This is a genomic window from Micromonospora sp. NPDC049044, from assembly GCF_040649215.1.
In the GTDB taxonomy this organism is placed as follows: Bacteria; Actinomycetota; Actinomycetes; order Mycobacteriales; family Micromonosporaceae; genus Micromonospora.
The window spans coordinates 1-19,021 of the sequence record NZ_JBEZFA010000056.1 but is presented as its reverse complement, the minus strand read 5'-3'; the positions used below and the strand labels follow the sequence as shown (position 1 = coordinate 19,021).

The following is a 19,021-nucleotide window of genomic DNA, read 5'->3' as shown; positions in this document are numbered from 1 at the left end:
CACAGTGCTGGTCGGGGTTCGTTACCCCGAAGCGGCACCGTCAGCGGCATCCGGGTCCTCGTCGCCCCGGCAGCGGAAAGCTCGTCCGGTGGGTGGCCTCGCGGGAGCTGAGCAGCGCGCCGACGGCCGTCAGTCCCGGCCCGGCGAGCGCGATCGCCGTCTCCACGGCCGACGACACCTCAAGGGAGTCTCCGGTCGACGCCCGCACCGCCATCCCCATTTCCAGGAACGAGTCCCGGTCGGGATTGGCCATCTCCCACCAGCCCGACCACATCCCGGCGAGGTCCGAGTACGTGTCGGCCGCGCCGAGTGACAGCAGGAACAACCCCACCGGGAGCAGCAGGCGCCGGTCGGCCCGCCACCCGGACAGCGCGAGTGCCCCCATGGCCAGGAGAGCGGCAAGCAGCGCCGACCACACCGTCCCGAGCAGGTCGGGCAGCGGATAGTCGACGAACTCCCGGGCGGCGTCCAGCCCGAACCAGACGAGCAGCAGCAGCGCGAGGACCGCCGTCGCCGTACCCCGCCGACTGGCACGGGACGGTAGTGCCAGCACGCCGGCCGCGAGACATCCGACGCCAAGCGCCAGACCCAGCGCGGCGAGCTGTTGCCTGTCGATCGAATCCTGCCATGGCCTCAGGACGGACGTCTCCACTGCCGCTGGCCCGTATGCCGCCCAGCCCACGTCGACGGCCTGCTCCTGATGCCAGTGCAGTCTCAGGGCCGCCACGACGGCGAAAAACCCGATGCCGGCGGCGACGGCCCACCGCACTCGGGGCGCAGCACGACCCGGCAGGACGTAGCCGAGCAACGCGAGCAGCATGACCAGGCCGAACTGCAACGACGCGGCTGGCATGGCGAGTAGCGCCGCCGCGGCCGCGAGCAGACCGGCCGCGACGGATGCGACGAGGAGGCCCAGGGTGAGACGCATGGGCGAGATCGTGGCACGTGAATGGGAGATGCGTGGTCCCGCAACGTGCGGCCGTCCGGGTCCACACCGCCGTGTCGGACTGCTGGTTACCGTCGGCGGGCGAGGTGTTGCAGCGTCGCGCGGATGACGGTCTTCTCCTCCGCGGGGACGGTGGGGTCCATCAGGATGCGCGCGACCGCTCGCAGGTCCGGGTCGGTGCTCGGATCGGGTGTGGGTGACGGCGGTGTGCCGTCCCAGCCCAGTATCTGCGAGGCCACCGAGCGGGGGATGCCGAGGCCGTCACAGAACTGCTGGACCTGGGTGCGTTGCGGGTTGGCAATCTCGGCCCGCCGCCACCGGTAGATCGTCGATCGACCGATGCCGGTGCGTTGTTCGACGTCCTCGATGGACATGGCGCGTTCCCGTACGGCCTCGTCGAGGGCGCGTTTGATGAACCGCGCGAACGCGATGACCCGGGGATCCTGGCTGGCACTCGCTGACACAGGGTAATCGTAAGTGCCGTGTGTGGGACTCTGTTGCCGGACCCGAGCGTAGTGCCAGATCCGGCTCCGGGTCCGGCCGACGTTGCGGCGGCCACCACCCATCCTTACTGGTAGTCACGAGCGGCGATACTCTCACCTGGGCTCGGATACCACGAGCCGAAAGTACATCGCGTTGCCACGCTTGGCACTGAGTGGAGAGCGCGGTACCGTCAGTGCCATGAATGGCAATCACAGTGCCAGACCTGGTCCGTGGCGAGCGAGTCGCCGTGTCGGTGGTGGGGGAGAGCCGATGAAACTACGTCCCGTGCTGGTGGGTGCCATCGCCCTTGTCCTGGTGGCGATCGGCCTGTCCATCCCGTCGGGGACACCCGTCGCCGCCAAGGCCGCAGCCGCCGCCTCGGCCTGCCCGGAGCCGGCGCGGCCCACGGTGAAGATCCTGACCGTCGGTGATTCGATCACCGCAGGCGCGACGATGACCGAATCGGCGACCAACGGCTACCGCGAGGAGTTGGGGTGGCTGCTCGGCCAATTCTGCGTACCGTATGAGTTTGTCGTGGCGGCTGCCGGCGGGCAGACCTGCAACTACTGGTCGTCGCGGATGGCGGGCCTGGTCACCACCCACCGGCCCGACCTGATCCTGCTGAACTGCGGGACCAACAACAACCTGTCGAACGCCACCTCGGCGCAGATCGCCGCCTTCGAGAGCACCTACCGCGCGCTCTTCGACACGGCGCTGGATCTCGACCCGGACGTCGTCATGTACCCGTCCTGGCTGCAGTACAGCTCCGGGCACGGCACCGACGGCTGCACGAACCCACCGGGTCCGAGCCCGGCCTGGCTGCCGGCCAGCGAGGCCAAGGTCAATGACGCGATCTACCGCAGCATCCGGGTGATCGACGAGTACGGCGACCGGGTGCCGAATTGGATCGACTACCAGTCCATTCCGGAAGGCTATCTGGACCAGTGCGGCGTGCATCCCACGCCTGGCGGTTACACGGTGATGGGTCGGCTGGCCTACAACACCATCGCCCCCCGACTGGGCACCCCGCAGGCCCCGCTGCCGTGCGGGTTGGTGGGCCGGCGGCCCGGCTACCCGGTCGGTAACTGGGTTCCCTGCGCCAGGATGAACCTCAACTGATCAGGCGGGTCCGGTCACCGCGGTGACCCGACGCGCCACCGGGCAGCGACCAACCTCTGCCGGCTCTGCCCATCCTGGGTAGGGCCGGCTTCGTCGTTCGCGGCTTGGCGCAACCAGCCCGCTGCGGAAAGCGTGTGTCCGGGCAGTGGGCTCGCTTCAGCTCGACGGGTGCGAGATCATATTAATCTGCCGATCTCTCCTCCGGCCCTATCCCGGCAGGTCAGCGCGGCAGCCCGGTACCCCACGCGGATCGGGACGACGCCTACCGGGGGGAGGCTGCGTGTGGCTCGAACAGGGCGTCGCCCTTTCTGGTGCGGTAGCCCCACAGCGGGCTGGTATGACCCCAGCCCGCGCGGTACGCCGTTGTGCCGATGCCCGGGTGTCGGGCGTGGGCGGCCCGGTGACCGTGCCACCCACCCGCCGGGCGTCCTGGCCGCTGCGTTCGTTCCGTCCCTCGCGCAGCGACTCGATCGACTGCTGCCCCGCTCCGATGTCCCGCTGGTGGCAGGACCGGACCTGGACTCCCGCCCGGCCTGATGTGGCTCACCCGCCGCGTGACGGGTGGCGTGACCGATGCCAGCCGCCCGGTGGGCGCCCGGCTGGAGGAGACCAGACCCCAGATCCCCTCGTACCGCCGCCCCAGCGTAGATCGGAGCCCCTCGTGGATACTCGCACTCAGTCAAAGGCCGCGAATGTCGTAATCGCCGTCGCCGGACTCTGTTGGCTGGCCACCGTGCTGGTCGCCGCGATCGACTGGGACGGCGCGGTGTCCGGCCGAGCCTTCGCCGTTGGCGCCATCGCTGCCGCCGTCTCGGTCGCCGCCGTCATCGTCAACAGCCGGCAGTTGGCCGGCGGCATCAAGGTCGTGGTCGTATCGGCGGCCCGGGCACCGCAGCAGGCCTACTGGCGTGGTTACCAGGATCGTGGCACCGACATGCGGCCTGGCGACGACGACACCCCCGACCTGATGAGCATCGGCTCCTGATCACGTCAAGCGCGGGTTTGTGCCGTCCGCCTGTCAGCGTCGGGCGGAGTGGCTGAGTTGGCCGGTGCCGTCCGGCCGGTTCTGCCAGGAATCGCCGGCACGATCGGCGACGTGCGTCGCAAGTGTCCAATAACTGACCATCGACGAAATGCGGGTCGGCGGGCTTGATCTGCCTGCTCAACCGCCCTCTTTCCCTCTCGGCGTCGTGTCGCCCGAGCCGAAGCATTGCTCGATCGTCCAGGGTCGTCGACCAGACTTCGCGACGGACGGTGACCGATCGATTATGAGGTTCCGCCGGCCGGTCATGCGCTGGCAACTCTGTGTGCAGTTCGACTCCCGGTCAGGGCCACAAACTAACGATCCCCGGTTGATGGGGTCGGGCGTACCTCGTCCATATACTCGGCTCGCAATGCTCGAAGTCGATGCTTGTGCGGGCCGAAACGGGCCACGGATAACCGAATCGAGGGACGAACAGTGCGCTCATTTCTGAATCTTCTGACGGATGACGAGATCGGGGACCTCCTCGCTCTCGGCCCTGAGCGCCTATTTCCGAGACGTGCCACGCTCGTCCGCCAGGGCGACCCGACGCAGCACGTTGTGCTGTTGAACTCCGGTTGGGCGAAGGTGTCGGCCGAGTCCAGTCGGGGCGACGAACTCCTGCTGGCCATCCGCGGGGAACGCGACATCATCGGTGAACTGTCCGCAATCGATGATCGGCCGCGGTCGGCCACGGTGACAGCCTTGGTCCCGGTACGCGCACGAGTCATCCAGGCCCAACGGATCGTGCAGCACCTCCGGGACCACCCGAACGTCATGTTCGCCATGCTGCGACACGTCGCCGGACGGCTGCGAGAATCGGACGCCGAACGACTGCGATACGTTTCCACCTCGAGCTCGGCGCGGACCGTCGGACTATTGCTCGATCTCGCCGACCGGCATGGGGTCCAGTTCGGCAAGGGCGTCCTCATCGATTTGCCGCTCACCCAGCAGGAAATGGCGAAGGCGGCGGCGACATCCCGCGAAATGGTGGCCCGCACGCTGCGTATTCTGCGCGAGAGGGGCCTGGTACGGACCAGTCGGCAGCGCATCGTCCTGGTCGAGACCGATGTGCTCCGGACGATGGTCGACTCTGTGTCGGATGACGCATAGCGAGTGTGTCCAGCGGCGTCGAGGTCCGCGGCAAAGCGGTGCAGCCTACCAATATGGAGGAACAGCAGATCGCCGAGCAGCTTCTCATGCACAACCGTCAAGAGATCGACCGAGCCGATGGCAAGGCGGTGCACGCCCTCGCGGTGGCCGGCACCGCAGCGGCGGCGGTCGTCGGGTTCGTCCTCGGTGGCGGCTGGTCACCACGAAACCTTGGACTGGTGCAGACGTGGTGTTGGTGGGCCGGCGCGGCCCTGTGGATCCTCGGGACGGTCAGTCTTCTGCTCGCCATCTATCCGCGGATGTCCGGGGACCCGGCCCGTGGTCAGCTCGCCTACTTCGGCCACGTGGGCGCGATGGAGCAGGGGGAACTGGCCGAGGCGCTGCGCCGTGCGGCGACACGGCCGCTGGACGGTGTGGTCAGCGAGTTGCACTGGACCAGTCGCATCGTCCTCATCAAGTACCGCTTCATCCGGGTGGGCCTGGTCTGCCTGTGTCTGTCACTGGTGAGCCTGGCGCCACAGGCTCTCTGACCGGAAGGGACATGACGTGGACGAATCGATCGACGCGGGACGGGACACCCTTCTCGAGCGTCTCCCACGCCAGACGGGCCGGAAGTTGCTGGCCATCGGCCAGCGGCGGACCTACGCCGACGGCGACTATCTGATCCGGCACGACGACGACGGCGACTTCGCCGTGATCCTGTCCAGCGCACAGGTCAAGGTGGTCACCGTGACCTCCACCGGAAGGTCGTGTCTGCTCGGCATCCGTCGTGCCGGAGATGTGGTGGGGGAAATGGCGCTCCTGGACGCCAAACCCCGCTCGGCGTCGGTGATCGCGGACGGCCCTACCTCGGGGTACGTCATTCCGGGCCCGCGGTTCGTCCGGCTGCTGGACCGGGAGCCGGTCGCGGCACGGGAGGTGGCGCGGACGGTGGTCGACCGGCTGCGGCATGCCGACGCGCGGCGGGTGGACTTCACCTACCCGGTTCCGGTCCGCGTGATCCGTCTGCTCTCGGAGCAGGTCGCCAGGGCTGGCGACGCGCGGCGGGAGGTCACCGTCCGGTTGACACAGCGGGAAATCGCGGAGTTGGTCGGTGCGGCCGAGGTGTCGGTCCAGAAGGTGATCCGGGACCTGGTCGCGGCCGGTCTGATCACGACGGGATACGGCGTCCTCACCGTGCCCAGTCCGGAGCTCTGGGTCACCGAAGCCCATCGACTGGCGCAAACCCGTCATCGGATGTAGTCGCAGGAGATCGCGGCGCTCACGCTGATTCGTCGTTCGCGAGGGAAGGAAGACCGAGAGATGCATCATCACGCACACTCGTACACCGTTATTTCCATCGATATCGTCAATTCGTCCGAAGGCGGCTCGCTGCGACACACCCGCCTGCTGGTGGGGCTGCACAAGGCGGTACACGCCTCCGTGGCCGATTGCCCACTCGGCGAGAAGTGGGTGCTGCGCAGGGACGGCGACAGCATGACGATCGCGGTCCCGCCGGCCGTCAGCAAGGGAGAGGTGCTGGGTGAGTTCCCCCATCGGCTCGACCGGGAGTTGCGACGGTTCAACGCGGAACGAACCCCGCAGGCTCAGCTGCGGATCCGGATGGCGGTGGCCCACGGCGACGTGGTCGTCGACGGCGACCAACTGCTCGGCGGAGACGGGCTGGTCGAGGCGGCCCGGGTCCGGGACATCACCCCGCTGCGCCTGGCGATGGACGCCGCGCCGGATGCGTACATCGGTCTGGTGCTGCCCGACGCCGTCTACCGTACGTCGGTCCGCGATGGCGACCCGGCGCTCATGCCGCACGCGTATCGGCAGGTCAGGGCGAGCTCGAAGCGGTACGAGGGAACGGCCTGGATTCGGCTGATCGGCGTCGACCCGCCGCGCGACGGAGACGGCGGACCGCGCGAAGCGGTGCCTGCCGAACCCGGGTCGGTGCCGCGCGACGGCGACGCCGCGCCTTCGGCGGGCGACGCCGCGCCTTCGGCGGGCGACGCCGCGCCCTCGGCGGGCGACACGTACAACACCAGCATCGACACGGCCAATGGGCCACTCGCGATCGGACGCCACGCGCGTGCGGGGACCTCCGATGGCAGCTGACGACCGCCTTCCGGCTGGCGAGCCGGTGCCCGAGACACCGGTGCCCGAGACCTCCGTGCCCGAGACGCCGGTGACCGAGCAGCCGGAGGCGGACCGCGACGACGTGGTGGCCGATCCCGGCCCACCGGCCGAGCCGGAGAGTCCAGCCGCCGCGCCCGGTCCACCCGCCGCCCCACCGGCTGCGGAAGGACCGGCGGACCGGGACGGCGACACCGGTAACGAGCGGCGGCCGGAAACCGTCCAGGACAGCGTTCACGAGCGGCTCGGCAAGAACTCGCCGGTGGGGAAAGACCGCCAGGACACCGAGACGGAGTCGGACGCCTTCCTGCTCGGCAGGGCCGACGAGGACATCGCGCGCCGCCTCAGCGGTGACCGGTTCGCCACTCGCATCGGCAGCATCGACGGCCCGGTGGCGATGGGCACGAACGCCGTCGCATATCAGTTCACGCTGCCCGGTGGCGAGCAGATCACCCTCGCTCGGTACGAGTTGACCGCCGACTTCCTGATCAAGCTGCGTCGGCGGTACTTCAGAGGGCCGAGCTTCGCCCCGGCCCTGCGCACGCTTCGGGCCCAGCGTGTGCTGGTGCTGCGAGGCCCCGAGGGGAGTGGCCGCACCGCGGCGGGGCACGCGCTGTTGGAGAGCCTCCGGCAGGACGGCCTCATCACCAAGGTCGGTGGCCTGGTGATGCCCGACGGTGTGTCGGTGGGTGACGTGACCCAGAAGCCAGAGGTGTTCCCGGCCGGCTGGGGCATGGTCCTGGAGTTGCGTGATGGCACGGAGTTGGCCATGGGAGCCCGCGTCGAGGCCTACCGCACGATGGCGGCAAAGGCCCAGGGGTACGTCGTGCTGCTGGGCCCGCCGGCCGGCGAGGAGGAGACCAACCAGTACGAGGTGCCGCACGACTGGCCGGGGCCCGCCGAGGTGCTGGAGAGCTATCTCCTGGCGGAACTGCCCGACTCGTTCCCCGATGCGCAGCTCCGCGAACTCCTCGACGACGAGGCGGTCACCGGATACCTCGCCAACCACCGCCGGCCGGGTCAGGTGGTGAAGCTGGCGGTCGCCCTGGTGGACGGCGTGCCGCGAGGCAGGTCCCCGGGGGCGGTGGTGGCCTCCCTCGAACCGGACTGGCGCATGGTGGCCCGCCGGGCGTTCGAGGACGCGCTGCCCGCCACCGATCCGTTCGGTGCCCCTCGGCGTCAGGCGCTGCGCACGGCGTACGCCATCTTCGACGGTCTGGAGTTGGTCGACGTCTTCTCCGCCGCGGAGGAACTGCTGGGCATGCTGCGATTCGTCGAGGCGCCCGATTCGTCGCCCGCTCGGCCGGTCTTCGACGACGGCCTGGAAAAGCTCCTGTTCCCGGACATGCTCGGCGAGGACAGCGCCGAGAACGGCAAATCGTCCCCGACGCGCCGGGCGATGCTGCGCAGCCCGCAGTTGTCCGACGCCTTTCTCGACGTGGCCTGGAACGACTACGACACCACCCGGCTGGTCCTGCTCTACTGGCTGGACCGGGTGGTGGTCGAAGGACGCGTCGCCATCCGGCTCCGTGCCGCGCAGGCGGCGGGCAAGCTGGCGCTCTACGACTTCGACAAGGTCATGGCCGACCTGATCCGGCCCTGGGCGAGGGATCCCAGCGGCGTCCGGCGGCAGGCGGCCGCGTGGGCCCTGGAACAGGTGAGCCGGAACGAGTTGTTCGTCGGCCGGGTACGCCGGCAGGTGAGCGACTGGGTGCTGAGCAACGACGCGGCACTGCACGACACCGCAGCGAAGGTGTACGCCACCACGTTCGGCGCCGCGCTGCCGGTTATCGCAATGACCCACCTGCGCACCATTGCCACGGATCCCCGCCAACTGCCCTACCGTAGCGTCGGCCGCGCCGTCGCGAACGTCTACCTGACCGATCCCTCCGGGCCCGTACTGGATCATCTCGACGCCTGGCTCGACGACGCCGCACCGGAGGTCAGGGCGCACACCACGTGGGCGCTGCTCTTCCTCGCCCGCATCCTGGACAACGACCGCCCGACGTGGCCCCGGCTGCTGCTGGACGTCGAGGCCGCACCGGAGCGACAGCCGGTGCTGGCCCGACTGTGGACGGCCGCCCTCGCCGCGTCGGCGACCGCCTTCCCGGCCTGGGACCTGTTGCGCCAGTGGCTCGAACTGCCCTACGGCCACGGTGCCAACGACGGAGACCTGGCCAAGGCCCTCCTGCGCCTCACCACCGCCGCCCTCGACGGCGCCGCGCTGCGCCGCCGCGGGCTCTGGCACATCCGCCTCTGGCATCGCCGCCGCCCCGACGACCGACTCCTGAGCGACCTCATCCAACGACTGACGGAGGGCTGAGCCCATGACGAATCACGCGGACGACAACGACAGGTCCGGGTTCTGGCGGCGTCTCTGGCGAAGGATCACCGGTCGCCCGACCGGCCCGGGCAACAGGCTGCCGGAGCCCGTGCGTCCGCCGGTCCAGCCGGATCTCCCGTTGACCGAGGTGGGCGACGCCGGCCAACCGCTCGCCATCCCGGCTCTGGGCGAGGCGTACGACTTCCAGGTCCAGGTGGAGGCCACCTGGACCGCCGTCGCGAAGGATGTCGACGCGCTGCGCGTGCGGACCGACGTTCAGGCGGAGAGCGTCCGACGGGCGGTACGCGACAAGATCTGGCAGGTCGGCCGGAGATTCGCGCCGCACGATGCGCTTGAGGCCGAGCGGGCGATGTCGGCCGAGTTGCCCGCCGAGCTGTGTTTCACCGACGCCGACGGCACTCTGCGCTGCAAGGTCACTCTGCGGGTGCGGCCGGACGCCCGTGTCGTGGAGCATCTGCTGCCCTTCTCGCAGAGCTATCTGGAGATGACCTCGAGGCAGGTGCTCATGCTGCTGCGGGCGGAGCAGGTGGAGGAGTTGGCCGGGCGGTGGCGCGAGGTCCTGTCCGGGTTCGTCGGCCAGGACGTCGGCGACCTGGTCCTGCCCTACGCGGCGCAGTTGACCGACAAGCCGTTCGCGGCGTCGGTGACCGGGTTGGAAGCCGACCGGCGGCGAGCTCGCGCGGAGCTGGCCGAGGTGCTCGATCGCGCGGCCAAGAGCCACACCCGGGTGGGCCTGTTCGAGTTCGCCGAGTCGTACGAGGCCGCGCTGCAGTCCTTCCGTCGCAGCCAGGGCCTGGCCGTCGAGGTTGGAGACGGGTCATGAGGATCACGTCGTGCCGGGGCGGCGCGCTGGTGGTCGCCGCGCTCCTGGGCGTGCCGCTCCTGGCCGCGTGCACGCCGCCGGTGGGCCCGCAGCCCTGCGGGTGGATGGAGGAGAAGAGCGAGACGTCGGGGCGTACCGCCATCCTCGTCGACGTCACGAACTCGACGCGTTCGGCCGGCTCTGGTCGCGGCGCTCCTGACTATCAGGAAGCGCTCCGGGACGTCATCGCCGCTGCTGTCGAGGCGAGGGACACCGTCTCCGTGGCACCGTTCAGCGGGTCGGCGGCGGACCTGTCCGCGAGCGCGGTGGTGCGGTCCGCGGACTGGAAGCACAACGACGACAATCCGGACAACCAAGGCGACCGCAGGACGGAGGCCGAGCGTTGCCTCGGCGCGGCGGTCGGTGCGGCACAGGCCTCGTCGCCGACGGCCGTCGGGACCGACGTGCTGCGACCGGCGGCCTCCGCCGCCGACTGGCTCCGGCAGGGCAAGGGCGCCAAACATCTGGTGGTCGCGACGGACGGCCTCGTCACGAGCGGGTGTGCGAGCCTGGTCAAGTCCGACTTCTCCGGCGGGGCGGAGATCGAGGCGATCACCGCTGCCTGCGCCGACGAGTCCGTTCAGGAGCTACGGCCGGCCGTCTTCGACGGGATCGAGGTGACCCTCGTCGGCATCGGGCATCCCGCAGCGGGCCAGGCCGTGCCGAAGCCCGCGCAGACGCAGTGGCTCAAGCAGCTGTGGGAGCGGTTCTGCGCGTTCCAGGGTGGCACCTGCGACGTGCGGACGTCGTCCGTCGGCAGCGCGCGCGATCGAGTCGGGCCGAGTCCTGTGCCGGAGTTCGCCGACCCGCAGATCGGCTATGGGTCGACGACGGTCATATTCGACCTTCCGGAAGCCGCGCTCTTCGAGACCGGGAAGGCGCGGCTCCTGCCGGCCGCCCTACCGCTTCTCACCCAGCTCGCGGTGACCCTGCGAACCGGCGCGGTGGTCACCGCCAAGGTTCGGGGTTTCGCCGATCCGCGGGGCGACGACCGCAGCAACAAGATCCTCTCCGAAGGCCGGGCCAAGGCGGTCGCGGACTTCCTCCGGACCGAGGGCGTGCCGAACGTCGAGGCCGAGGGCATGGGCGAAACCACCAGGTGCACCGACGGCAGAGTCGTCCCCGCAACTGCCACCTCCGACCAGGAGACCGAATGCGCCCGCCGGGTCGAGATCCTGGCCACCAGAGCGTGAGGAGAGACCGACGATGGATGATCTAGTCAGCAACGGCCAGCGGTGGCAGACTCCGGTGCCCTGCCCCGCCACCACGGTCCTGCTCGGCAACCCGGCGCTACCCTCGGCGGAACCGCGCCTGCGGGACGTCGAGGCGGCGGCCCTGCTGCGCGCGCTCGGCAACGGCAACGCCGCCCTGCTGGCGGCACAGTCCGGCCTGGAGGCGGCCAGCAGTCGTGTGGTGAATCGGTACCACGCGGCGCATCACGCGATCGACGACGTCAATCGGTACGTGGCCCGGGAACAGGTCAGCGAGGCTCGCCGCGCGGAGTACGAGGTCGCTCGACTGCACGCCGACGACGGCCCGGAGAATCTGCGGCGGCGGGTCCTACCGAAGTGGATGATCTGGGTGGTGCTGACCCTCGCCGCCATCTTCGACGTGGCCTTCGTCGGGAACGTGGTCCAACGCATCTTCGCCGTCGGACCCGACCACATCGTGTACTGGCTGGCGTACCTGCCCGGCGTTGGGTTGGCGCTGTGCCTGCTGACCGCCGGTCACAACCTGGCGGAGCACCTGTTCCGGTACCGCATCCGGGCGACCCGCGCACCCCGGCGCGGGCGTCTCAACCCGTGGCTACTGCTGCGGAAGGTGTTCTGGGACTGGCGTCCCCAGGAGCAGTCCCGGCAGGACCGCGACCTGCCGTGGGACCGCCTGGCCGGCCCGGTGGCCGTCGCCGGACTGGCCCTGGGCGTGCTCGCGGCCGGCGCCTATGTCCGGGCCGTGCAGGCAGATAGTTTCAGCGGCCTGGGCAGCTTTCGATTCGTCTTCGTCGGGATCCTGGTGCTGCTGAGCCTCTCCGCCGTGGCCGTGAAGGTGCTCTCGCACAATCCGTACGCCGACAGTGCCGACGAGGCACGCCGGGGGATGGCGGAGGTGCAGAAGCGGTCGAACCGACTCAGGAGTGACGCCAGCGCTCGGCTGGTCGAGCACAGCAGCGCGTGGAGCGCGCTCCAGTCGGCCATTCTGTCGGCCGAGATCGGGGCGCTCCGCATCGTCGAGGACGAGTGCGCCCGGATCCTCGACGAGCGTGGCAGGCGGGGGGCGGACGGCTCGCTGCGGCTGCCGCTCAGCGCGCTGGCGTGGCTCGAGAGGGGCGAGGAGTCGACCGAACCCGAAGCGGTCCCGGGCCTGCGTCTCGACATCCTGCAGAACGCCCGCGACATCGCCGACCGTCACGATCCCAGGACCCTCCGGGCCACCTACCTCGTCGCACTGGCCGCCCTCAACCGGCAGTTGCGTCTCACCGGCCCCGCGACCGGGCAGGAGGGACGACCGCCGACCATCATCGAGGCCGCTTGAACGAGGGCGAACTGTCGCCGATCCCGGCCGGGATCAGGTGTAGATGGTCTTGGCGTACTCCGGGCCGTAGTACCGTTCCAGGTCATCGAGGCTCTCCGTGACCGCCTCGACCTCCTTGATGAGGCGGGCGCGGGACGGCAGCGCCTCGGGCTGCCAGGTCTCCGGCTTCCACAGCTCGGACCGGAGGAACGCCTTCGCGCAGTGATAGAAGATCTGCTCGATCTCCACCACCACCGCGAGCACCGGCCGGTGCCCCTTGACCGTCATGTCGTCGAACCAGGGCGCGTCGCTGACCAGGCGGGCCCGCCCGTTTATCCGCAGGGTGTCGGTGCGGCCCGGGATCAGGAAGAGCAACCCGACGTGCGGGTTGTCCAGGATGTTGCGGTAGCCGTCGGCCCGCCTGTTGCCCGGCCGCTCCGGCACGGCGATTGTGGTGTCGTCAAGCACCAGGGCGAAGCCGGCCGGGTCGCCCTTGGGTGACACGTCGCAGCTGCCGTCCGCGCCGGCGGTCGCCAGCAGGCAGAACGGCGACGCGCCGAGCCACTCGCGGTCCCGCTCGTGCAGGCGACGGCGTTCCTTGTTGGCGGCCCGCGCGGTCGGCACCCCGAGCAGGTCGCGAAGCTCCTCGTGCGAAGTGATCTCCACCGTCACGTGATCCTCCCTCAGGCGTTGACCCGTTGGCGGGCACCGCCGCGTCTCAGCCTAGGCCGCCGTGACCAGCGTGAGGTTTGTGCCCGGTTGTCGGGGGTACGGCCTCACCCGACGCGCCCGCCGCAACGAGGACCGTTTCGCAGGACGCCGACCAGTGGAGGCCGGGAGATGGAGAGCCGACTCAAGGTACTGGGCCACCCAGTCCATCCGATGCTCGTCATGTTTCCGGTAGCGCTGCTGACCACGGCTGTGCTGTTCGACGTGATCGATACCGTCGGTGGCCCCGACCTCCTCGGCGAGGTCGCGTACTGGAACATCACCGTCGGCCTGATCGGCGGTCTGCTCGCGGCGGCGGCCGGCTCGTTCGACCTGTTGGCCATCCCGACCGGCACCCGCGCCAAGCGGGTGGGTCTGCTGCACGCCGCCGCGAACGTCGCGGTGATCCTGCTCTTCGCCGCCGTGTGGGCCGTCCGGCTCAACGCCGACTCCCGGGCCGCGGGTGGTGCCCTGGTCGCCATCGAGGTGGTCGCGGTGGCGATCCTCGGCGTCAGCGCCTGGTTGGGCGGCGAGCTGGTCGACCGGCTCGGGGTGGGCGTCGACCGGGATGCCGGCCTGGACGCACCGAGCTCACTACGGCCGCCCACGGCCACCCAGCGGATCGGAGAGGTGTGATGAGCGAGCAGCAGAGCGGCGGATTCGGTAGGGGCTGGCGCGGCGGCCGGCAGCAGGGCTGGGACCCGATGGGGGAGCTGCAGTCGCTGCGCGCCGAGCTGAGCCGCCTGGTCGGTGGCCGGGCCGGAGGCTCCGATGTCGAGCTGACCGAGACCGCCGACGGCTGGGAGGCCGTCGTCCGGCTGCCCGGGGTGGCGCCGGAGGAGGTGGCGGTCGAGCTGGACGACCTCGAACTGTGCGTACGGGCCCGCTCCGAGGCGGAGGTCAACGCCGACCAGGGCATCCCGGGCGGCTTCGAGACCCGCGGTTTCGAATACCGGATCAACCTGCCGTCGCGGGTCGACCCGGAGGCCATCGACGCGGTCATGGATCATGGCCTGCTCCGGGTCCGCCTGCCCCGGGCCACCCGACCCGCGCCGCGCACCATCACCGTCGGCCGCACCGGGCCGCGCTCCGGCAACCACTCCACTGGTACGCCGATGCCCGCCGACCCCGCCGCGGACCGGGAGTTGCACCGCCCGGACACCGTCGGCGAGGTCGACCGGACGTAGCGGGAAGCGTGACCACTCCGTCCCTGCTCGGCCCGAGCGCCGGGCGAGTCGACGACGTGCGGCGCATCGCGGTGCTGCGCGCCAACGCCCTCGGCGACTTCATCTTCGTCCTGCCGGCGTTGGACGCGTTGCGTGCCGCGTACCCGGCGGCGGAGATCGTGCTGCTCGGCGCGCCGTGGCACGCGAAGCTCTGGCGCGACCGGCCCGGCCCGGTGGACCGGGTGCTCGTGGTGCCGCCCGCGCCCGGCATCCGGGCTCCCGACCCTGGTGAACCGGAGTCGTCGATTGACGACTTCCTGGCCGCCGCGACCGGCTTCGACCTCGCGGTGCAGATCCACGGCGGCGGCGCCAACTCCAACCCGCTGATCGGCCGCCTCGGTGCCCGGGTGACCGTCGGCCTGCGCGCCGACCACGCGCCGCCACTGGACCGGTGGATCCGCTACGTCTACTACCAGCACGAGGTGATCCGCTACCTGGAGGTGGTCGGCCTGGTGGGAGCGGCGGCGACCACCATCACGCCGACCCTGGCGGTGACCGACGCCGACCGGGCCGAGGCCGCCCGGGTGCTCGGCCCGGCGGACCGGCCCCGGGTGGCGCTGCATCCGGGAGCCAGCGACACCCGCCGCCGCTGGCCTGCCGAAGGGTTCGCCGAGGTGGCCCGTGAGCTGCACGGCGACGGGTACGAGGTGCTTGTCACCGGTACGCCCGCCGAGCAGGAGGTGGTGGACCGGGTGGTCGCTGCGGCGGGGGTGCCGGTCCGGCCCCAGGTGGGCACGCTCAGCCTCGGCGGCCTGGCCGGCTGCTTCCACGACTGCGCATTGGTGATCTCCAACGACACCGGCCCGCTGCATCTGGCCGCCGCGGTGGGTGCCCCGACGGTGGGCATCTTCTGGGTCGGCAACCTGATCAACACGGCCAACCCGTTGCGCGGTCGGCATCGGCCGATCTGCTCGTGGACGGTGCACTGTCCGGTGTGCGGGGTGGACTGCACACCGGGCATCTACCCGCACCGGCCCGGCGACGGGGAGTGCCCACACCGGGATTCGTTCGTGGCCGACGTGCCGGTTGCCGAGGTGCTGGAAGCGTCCCGGGACCTGCTCACCCCGCACTGACCGGCGTCAGGCCGGCTGGGGAGAGTCCTCGTCGACGAGGACGACCTCCCACGCCTCCACGTCCCGGTCCGTGACGGTGGTGGGGGACTCCAGGTGGTAGGCGCCGCTGGGTAGGACGCCCGCGCCTCCGTGCCGGGCCAGCACCGCGAGCTGCGCGGCCACGTCCTCACCCTGATGCTTCGCCGGCACCCGACGCCAGAAGTCGAAGCCCCCGGCGTCGACGAGCTTGGCCCGGTCGTAGAGCACGCACCCACCGATCCAGGACACCTTGTACGCCCGCCACGCGCCCGGCGGCAGCGCCAACTGCTCGGTGATGTGCAGCAGGTTCGCCGCCGAGTGGATCCGGGCGCGGTGCCACTGCGGTGTGTCGGGTCGGATCTGCTCCGGCGTGGGCGGGCCGGCCCACTCCTCGTAGTGCCCGTGCGAGTCCGGCCGCCTGTCGTCGGCGTACGACAGCCCGTGCACGCCGTTGCCGACGAACCCGCAGCCCAGCTCACCGATCGCCGTCACCAGCCGGTGCAGTGTCCCCGGTTCCAGCCAGACATCGTCGTCGAGGCTGAGCACGTACCGGGCGGTCGAGGCGGCGAGCAGGTACGCCCGGTGTTCGGCCAACCCCCGGCGGGGCAACCGGCGGGTCAGCAGCACCGGGTGACCCCGGTGTCGCAGCGCCCGGACCATTGTGGCGGCGGCGGGATGCGCGTACGCCGGATCCCCGTCGGACTGGTCGCTCACCACCACCCCGAAACCGGGCACCCCGTCCTGGGCGGCGAGCCCGCCCAGTGTGACCGCCAACTCGGCGGGCCGGTTCCGGGTCGGAATCAACACGTCGACCAGCCGGTCGGTGCGGAACTCCGCCGGGGTGCCGAGGTTCAGGGGGCGGTTCACGACGTCTGGGTGCGGGTGCTCAGCGACGGGTCGGGCGCCGGCTCGTTCGTGGCTGGCGACGGGTCCTGGCTGTGTGACCGGATCCGTTCGATGATCGCCGAGGTGGACCGGTCCGGCACGTACCCGAGGGTGTGCACCTGGCCACCCAGCCGGCGCACCAGCGGCGCCTCCGGCACCAGCTCCGGCGGGTAGTCCCCGCCCTTGACGTAGACGTCCGGCCGGACCGCCTCGATGAGTGCGGCGGGTGAGTCCTCCTCGAAGACCACCACGTGGTCCACACAGGCGAGTGCGGCGAGCAGGGCACCGCGGTCCTCGACCGGGTTGACCGGGCGGTCCGGGCCCTTCAGCCGGCGTACGCTGCCGTCCGAGTTGACCGCCACGATCAGCAGGTCACCAAGTGCGCGGGCCTGCTCCAGATAGCGCACGTGCCCCCGGTGCAGCACGTCGAAGCAGCCGTTCGTGAAGACCACCGACCGTCCCGCCTCGCGGTACTCGGCGACGATCGCGTCCAGCTCGTCGTTGCCGACCAGGGCGGGATGGCCCACCGTCTCGATCGGCTGGTCGAGCGCGGTGAGCAGATCCTCGCGCCGGCAGACGCAGGTGCCGGTGTCGGAGACGGTGATGGTGGCCGCCAACTGGGCGAGCTGGGCGGCCGTGGGCAGCGGCGCGTCGGCGGCCAGGGCCAAAGTCATCGCCGCCAGGTACGCGTCGCCGGCGCCCACGGCGTGGCTGGCCGGGACCGGCGTGCTGTGACTGCGCCGCGGCTCCCCGTCGGCGCCACCCACCACCGCACCCTCCGTGTCCAGGGTCACCGCGACCACGTCGGCGCCGGTGTGCGCACGCAGCTCCGCCAGGCGCGACTCGGCAAGCACGGCCCGGTCCACGCCCTCCCCGGCCTGGGTGTTCACTGTGACGCCGGTGCCGGTGACGCTGAGCCCGTCGCCGGTGAGAGCCACCCGGCCCTCGCTCGGGGTGGGCTCACCGACCGGGCCCGGACGGTCGGCGGTGTCGTCGGCGCGTACCCCGCCGGGGGCCGCGCCGACGGTCAGCTCGGACGGGCCGTCGGCCGGGTCAGCGTGCGGGTGCTCCAGGTGCAGTTCGGGGCCGGCGGCCGGTCGGGTCGGGCCGCCGGCTCGGGCCAGCAACCGGGTCGCCTCGGCGAAGCTGGGCGTGACCACTGTCGGCGCGAGGCCCCGCCAGTCGGCCAGGTCGTGGGCGTCCAGGGCGACTGTGGCGTACCGCTCGCGTTGTTCGACAAGCCACGCGCGGACCGGCGCGGGCAGCGCCCCGAGGCCGTAGTCGCAGACCACCAGGGTCGGTGCCGCCCCACCGGCTGCGGCGCGCAGCTCCTCGGTGGCGCAGCTCAGGGCGGTGAGCAGCCGGGTCACGCCGTCCTGGTCGAGCGCGTCGTCCGGGTCGCCGGAGTCCTCCCGGAGCAGGATCTGGTTACCGGCGAGCATCCGCCGCTTCACCGGGGTGGGCCGTCCGGGCTGGTTGACAGTGCGGTCCCAGACGCCCGCACGGTCCAGGCAGTCGTGCAACTCGTCGCCGGCCACGTCGGCGCCGACCGGTGCCACAAGCACCGCGAGGCCGCCGAGGGCGGCGACGTTGACAGCGGTGTTCGCGGCCCCTCCGGCGGCGGAGATCCGTCGGCGCAGGGTGAGGACCGGTGCGGGCGCCTCTCGGCAGAGCCGGTCGGAGTCGGCGAACCGCCACTCGTCCAACATGGCGTCACCGACGATCAGGACTGGGCGTTCGAGCCAGCTCTCCACGACGGTGGCGAGCCGGCGCTGTTCCGCTGCTGCTCCTGCCATGCCTCCCCGGGTCCCCAGCGCCCTCCGGGCCAAACCTGGCACGGGCCGGACCTGCGGCTCTGTCACCGCCGTGCCGTTACTGCTCCGCTGGGTCGTTTCGGGCGTCCGGGGCCGGGAAGGGAGTTGGGAGAACCCCGGAAAGGAGATGTACCGAGATGGCAGCGCAACTACAGGGCAAGCGGATCGCCTTCCTGGCCACCGACGGCGTGGAGGAGGTCGAGTACGTCCAGCCGCGGGAGGCGGTCGAGAACGCCGGTGCGACGGCCGAGTTGGTCTCGTTGAAGCCCGGGTCCATCCAGTCCTTCAACCACCTGGACCAGTCGAAGACGTACGACGTGGAGGTGACCGTGGACAAGGCGGCCGCCGCCGGCTACGACGCGCTCGTGCTGCCCGGAGGTGTCGCGAACCCGGACTTCCTGCGTGGCGACCCGGACGCGGTGCGGTTCGTCAAGGCGTTCTTCGAGGCGGGCAAGCCCGTCGGGGTGATCTGCCACGGTCCGTGGACGCTGATCGAGGCGGACGTGGTGCGTGGTCGACGGATCACGTCCTGGCCCACCCTGCGTACCGACCTGACGAACGCCGGAGCCACCTGGGTCGACGAGGAGTGCGTCACCGACGGCAACCTGACCAGCAGCCGCAACCCCGACGACCTCCCGGCCTTCTGCCAGAAAATCACCCAAACCTTCGCCGCCGCCTAACCCCTCCCGACCGCCGCACACCCGGCAAGACGATCATCCAGCTCGTGGACGACCAAGAGACGCGGCAGTCGTGACCCGTACCCGACTGGTGCCGGCGTGC

19 protein-coding genes are annotated in these 19,021 nt (G+C 70.8%); 14 read left to right on the top strand and 5 right to left on the bottom strand.

Translation table 11 applies throughout. The annotated features are described in order from the left end of the window. Positions 1 to 40 precede the first annotated feature (40 nt). On the bottom strand, positions 41 to 928 hold the full coding sequence (locus tag AB0B85_RS31180) for an aminopeptidase (RefSeq protein ID WP_357412919.1): 888 nt from the start codon (positions 926 to 928) through the stop codon (positions 41 to 43). A gap of 86 nt (positions 929 to 1,014) precedes the next feature. After that, positions 1,015 to 1,410 (bottom strand): helix-turn-helix transcriptional regulator, encoded by a 396-nt coding sequence (locus AB0B85_RS31175; protein WP_357412917.1) that lies wholly within the window; start codon positions 1,408 to 1,410, stop codon positions 1,015 to 1,017. Between the two features lie 289 nt (positions 1,411 to 1,699). Here AB0B85_RS31175 and AB0B85_RS31170 point away from each other — a divergent pair, with 289 nt between their 5' ends. From AB0B85_RS31170 to AB0B85_RS31125, 10 genes are all read left to right on the top strand, one after another. Beyond that, the gene (locus tag AB0B85_RS31170; protein ID WP_357412915.1) at positions 1,700 to 2,548 is read left to right on the top strand and encodes an SGNH/GDSL hydrolase family protein; all 849 of its coding nucleotides are present in this window, start codon (positions 1,700 to 1,702) and stop codon (positions 2,546 to 2,548) included. Between the two features lie 661 nt (positions 2,549 to 3,209). Then, positions 3,210 to 3,533 carry a hypothetical protein gene (locus AB0B85_RS31165; RefSeq protein ID WP_357412913.1) on the top strand — a complete coding sequence of 108 codons (324 nt, stop codon included), beginning with the start codon at positions 3,210 to 3,212 and terminating at the stop codon, positions 3,531 to 3,533. A gap of 474 nt (positions 3,534 to 4,007) precedes the next feature. Then, the gene (locus AB0B85_RS31160; protein ID WP_357412911.1) at positions 4,008 to 4,682 is read left to right on the top strand and encodes a Crp/Fnr family transcriptional regulator; all 675 of its coding nucleotides are present in this window, start codon (positions 4,008 to 4,010) and stop codon (positions 4,680 to 4,682) included. A gap of 53 nt (positions 4,683 to 4,735) precedes the next feature. Beyond that, entirely contained in the window at positions 4,736 to 5,212 is a 477-nt protein-coding gene (locus tag AB0B85_RS31155; protein WP_357412909.1) for a Pycsar system effector family protein, read from the top strand. A gap of 16 nt (positions 5,213 to 5,228) precedes the next feature. Beyond that, positions 5,229 to 5,924: a Crp/Fnr family transcriptional regulator gene (locus AB0B85_RS31150; RefSeq protein WP_357412907.1), complete on the top strand. Its 696-nt coding sequence runs from the start codon at positions 5,229 to 5,231 to the stop codon at positions 5,922 to 5,924. Positions 5,925 to 5,984: 60 nt separating this feature from the next. Next, positions 5,985 to 6,782: a hypothetical protein gene (locus AB0B85_RS31145; protein ID WP_357412905.1), complete on the top strand. Its 798-nt coding sequence runs from the start codon at positions 5,985 to 5,987 to the stop codon at positions 6,780 to 6,782. Next, positions 6,772 to 9,123, top strand: coding sequence for a hypothetical protein (locus AB0B85_RS31140; RefSeq protein WP_357412903.1), 2,352 nt, complete (start codon positions 6,772 to 6,774; stop codon positions 9,121 to 9,123). The genes AB0B85_RS31145 and AB0B85_RS31140 overlap by 11 nt, the downstream gene beginning before the upstream one ends. Before the next feature lie 4 nt (positions 9,124 to 9,127). After that, a complete protein-coding gene (locus AB0B85_RS31135) occupies positions 9,128 to 9,967 on the top strand; it encodes a hypothetical protein (protein WP_357412901.1) in 840 nt (279 codons plus the stop codon). Continuing rightward, complete coding sequence (locus AB0B85_RS31130; RefSeq protein ID WP_357412899.1) at positions 9,964 to 11,199, top strand: OmpA family protein; 1,236 nt, start codon at positions 9,964 to 9,966, stop codon at positions 11,197 to 11,199. Before AB0B85_RS31135 ends, AB0B85_RS31130 begins: the two co-directional genes overlap by 4 nt. A 13-nt stretch (positions 11,200 to 11,212) precedes the next feature. Continuing rightward, on the top strand, positions 11,213 to 12,538 hold the full coding sequence (locus AB0B85_RS31125) for a hypothetical protein (RefSeq protein WP_357412897.1): 1,326 nt from the start codon (positions 11,213 to 11,215) through the stop codon (positions 12,536 to 12,538). A 33-nt stretch (positions 12,539 to 12,571) separates the two neighbouring features. Here the strand turns inward: AB0B85_RS31125 and AB0B85_RS31120 are convergent, their stop codons facing one another. Then, positions 12,572 to 13,189 (bottom strand): pyridoxamine 5'-phosphate oxidase family protein, encoded by a 618-nt coding sequence (locus AB0B85_RS31120; RefSeq protein ID WP_357412895.1) that lies wholly within the window; start codon positions 13,187 to 13,189, stop codon positions 12,572 to 12,574. Between the two features lie 168 nt (positions 13,190 to 13,357). On the opposite strand from AB0B85_RS31120, the gene AB0B85_RS31115 reads away from it, so the two are divergent. Genes AB0B85_RS31115 through AB0B85_RS31105 form a run of 3 tightly spaced genes read left to right on the top strand, consistent with a single transcriptional unit; the run spans position 13,358 to position 15,524 of the window. Further along, positions 13,358 to 13,861 carry a DUF2231 domain-containing protein gene (locus tag AB0B85_RS31115; protein ID WP_357412893.1) on the top strand — a complete coding sequence of 168 codons (504 nt, stop codon included), beginning with the start codon at positions 13,358 to 13,360 and terminating at the stop codon, positions 13,859 to 13,861. Beyond that, positions 13,861 to 14,412, top strand: coding sequence for an Hsp20/alpha crystallin family protein (locus AB0B85_RS31110; RefSeq protein WP_357412891.1), 552 nt, complete (start codon positions 13,861 to 13,863; stop codon positions 14,410 to 14,412). Before AB0B85_RS31115 ends, AB0B85_RS31110 begins: the two co-directional genes overlap by 1 nt. An 8-nt stretch (positions 14,413 to 14,420) precedes the next feature. Further along, positions 14,421 to 15,524, top strand: a complete 1,104-nt coding sequence (locus AB0B85_RS31105) for a glycosyltransferase family 9 protein (RefSeq protein WP_357412889.1) — start codon at positions 14,421 to 14,423, stop codon at positions 15,522 to 15,524. Between the two features lie 6 nt (positions 15,525 to 15,530). Here the strand turns inward: AB0B85_RS31105 and AB0B85_RS31100 are convergent, their stop codons facing one another. Together AB0B85_RS31100 and rfaE2 are read right to left on the bottom strand one after the other, a co-directional pair. After that, on the bottom strand, positions 15,531 to 16,409 hold the full coding sequence (locus AB0B85_RS31100) for a glycosyltransferase family A protein (RefSeq protein WP_357412887.1): 879 nt from the start codon (positions 16,407 to 16,409) through the stop codon (positions 15,531 to 15,533). Further along, on the bottom strand, positions 16,406 to 18,223 hold the full coding sequence (gene rfaE2, locus AB0B85_RS31095; RefSeq protein WP_357412885.1) for a D-glycero-beta-D-manno-heptose 1-phosphate adenylyltransferase: 1,818 nt from the start codon (positions 18,221 to 18,223) through the stop codon (positions 16,406 to 16,408). The genes AB0B85_RS31100 and rfaE2 overlap by 4 nt, the downstream gene beginning before the upstream one ends. A gap of 155 nt (positions 18,224 to 18,378) precedes the next feature. Between rfaE2 and AB0B85_RS31090 the strand changes: the two genes are divergently transcribed. Further along, the gene (locus AB0B85_RS31090; protein WP_357412883.1) at positions 18,379 to 18,921 is read left to right on the top strand and encodes a type 1 glutamine amidotransferase domain-containing protein; all 543 of its coding nucleotides are present in this window, start codon (positions 18,379 to 18,381) and stop codon (positions 18,919 to 18,921) included. The last annotated feature ends 100 nt before the right edge of the window (positions 18,922 to 19,021 follow it).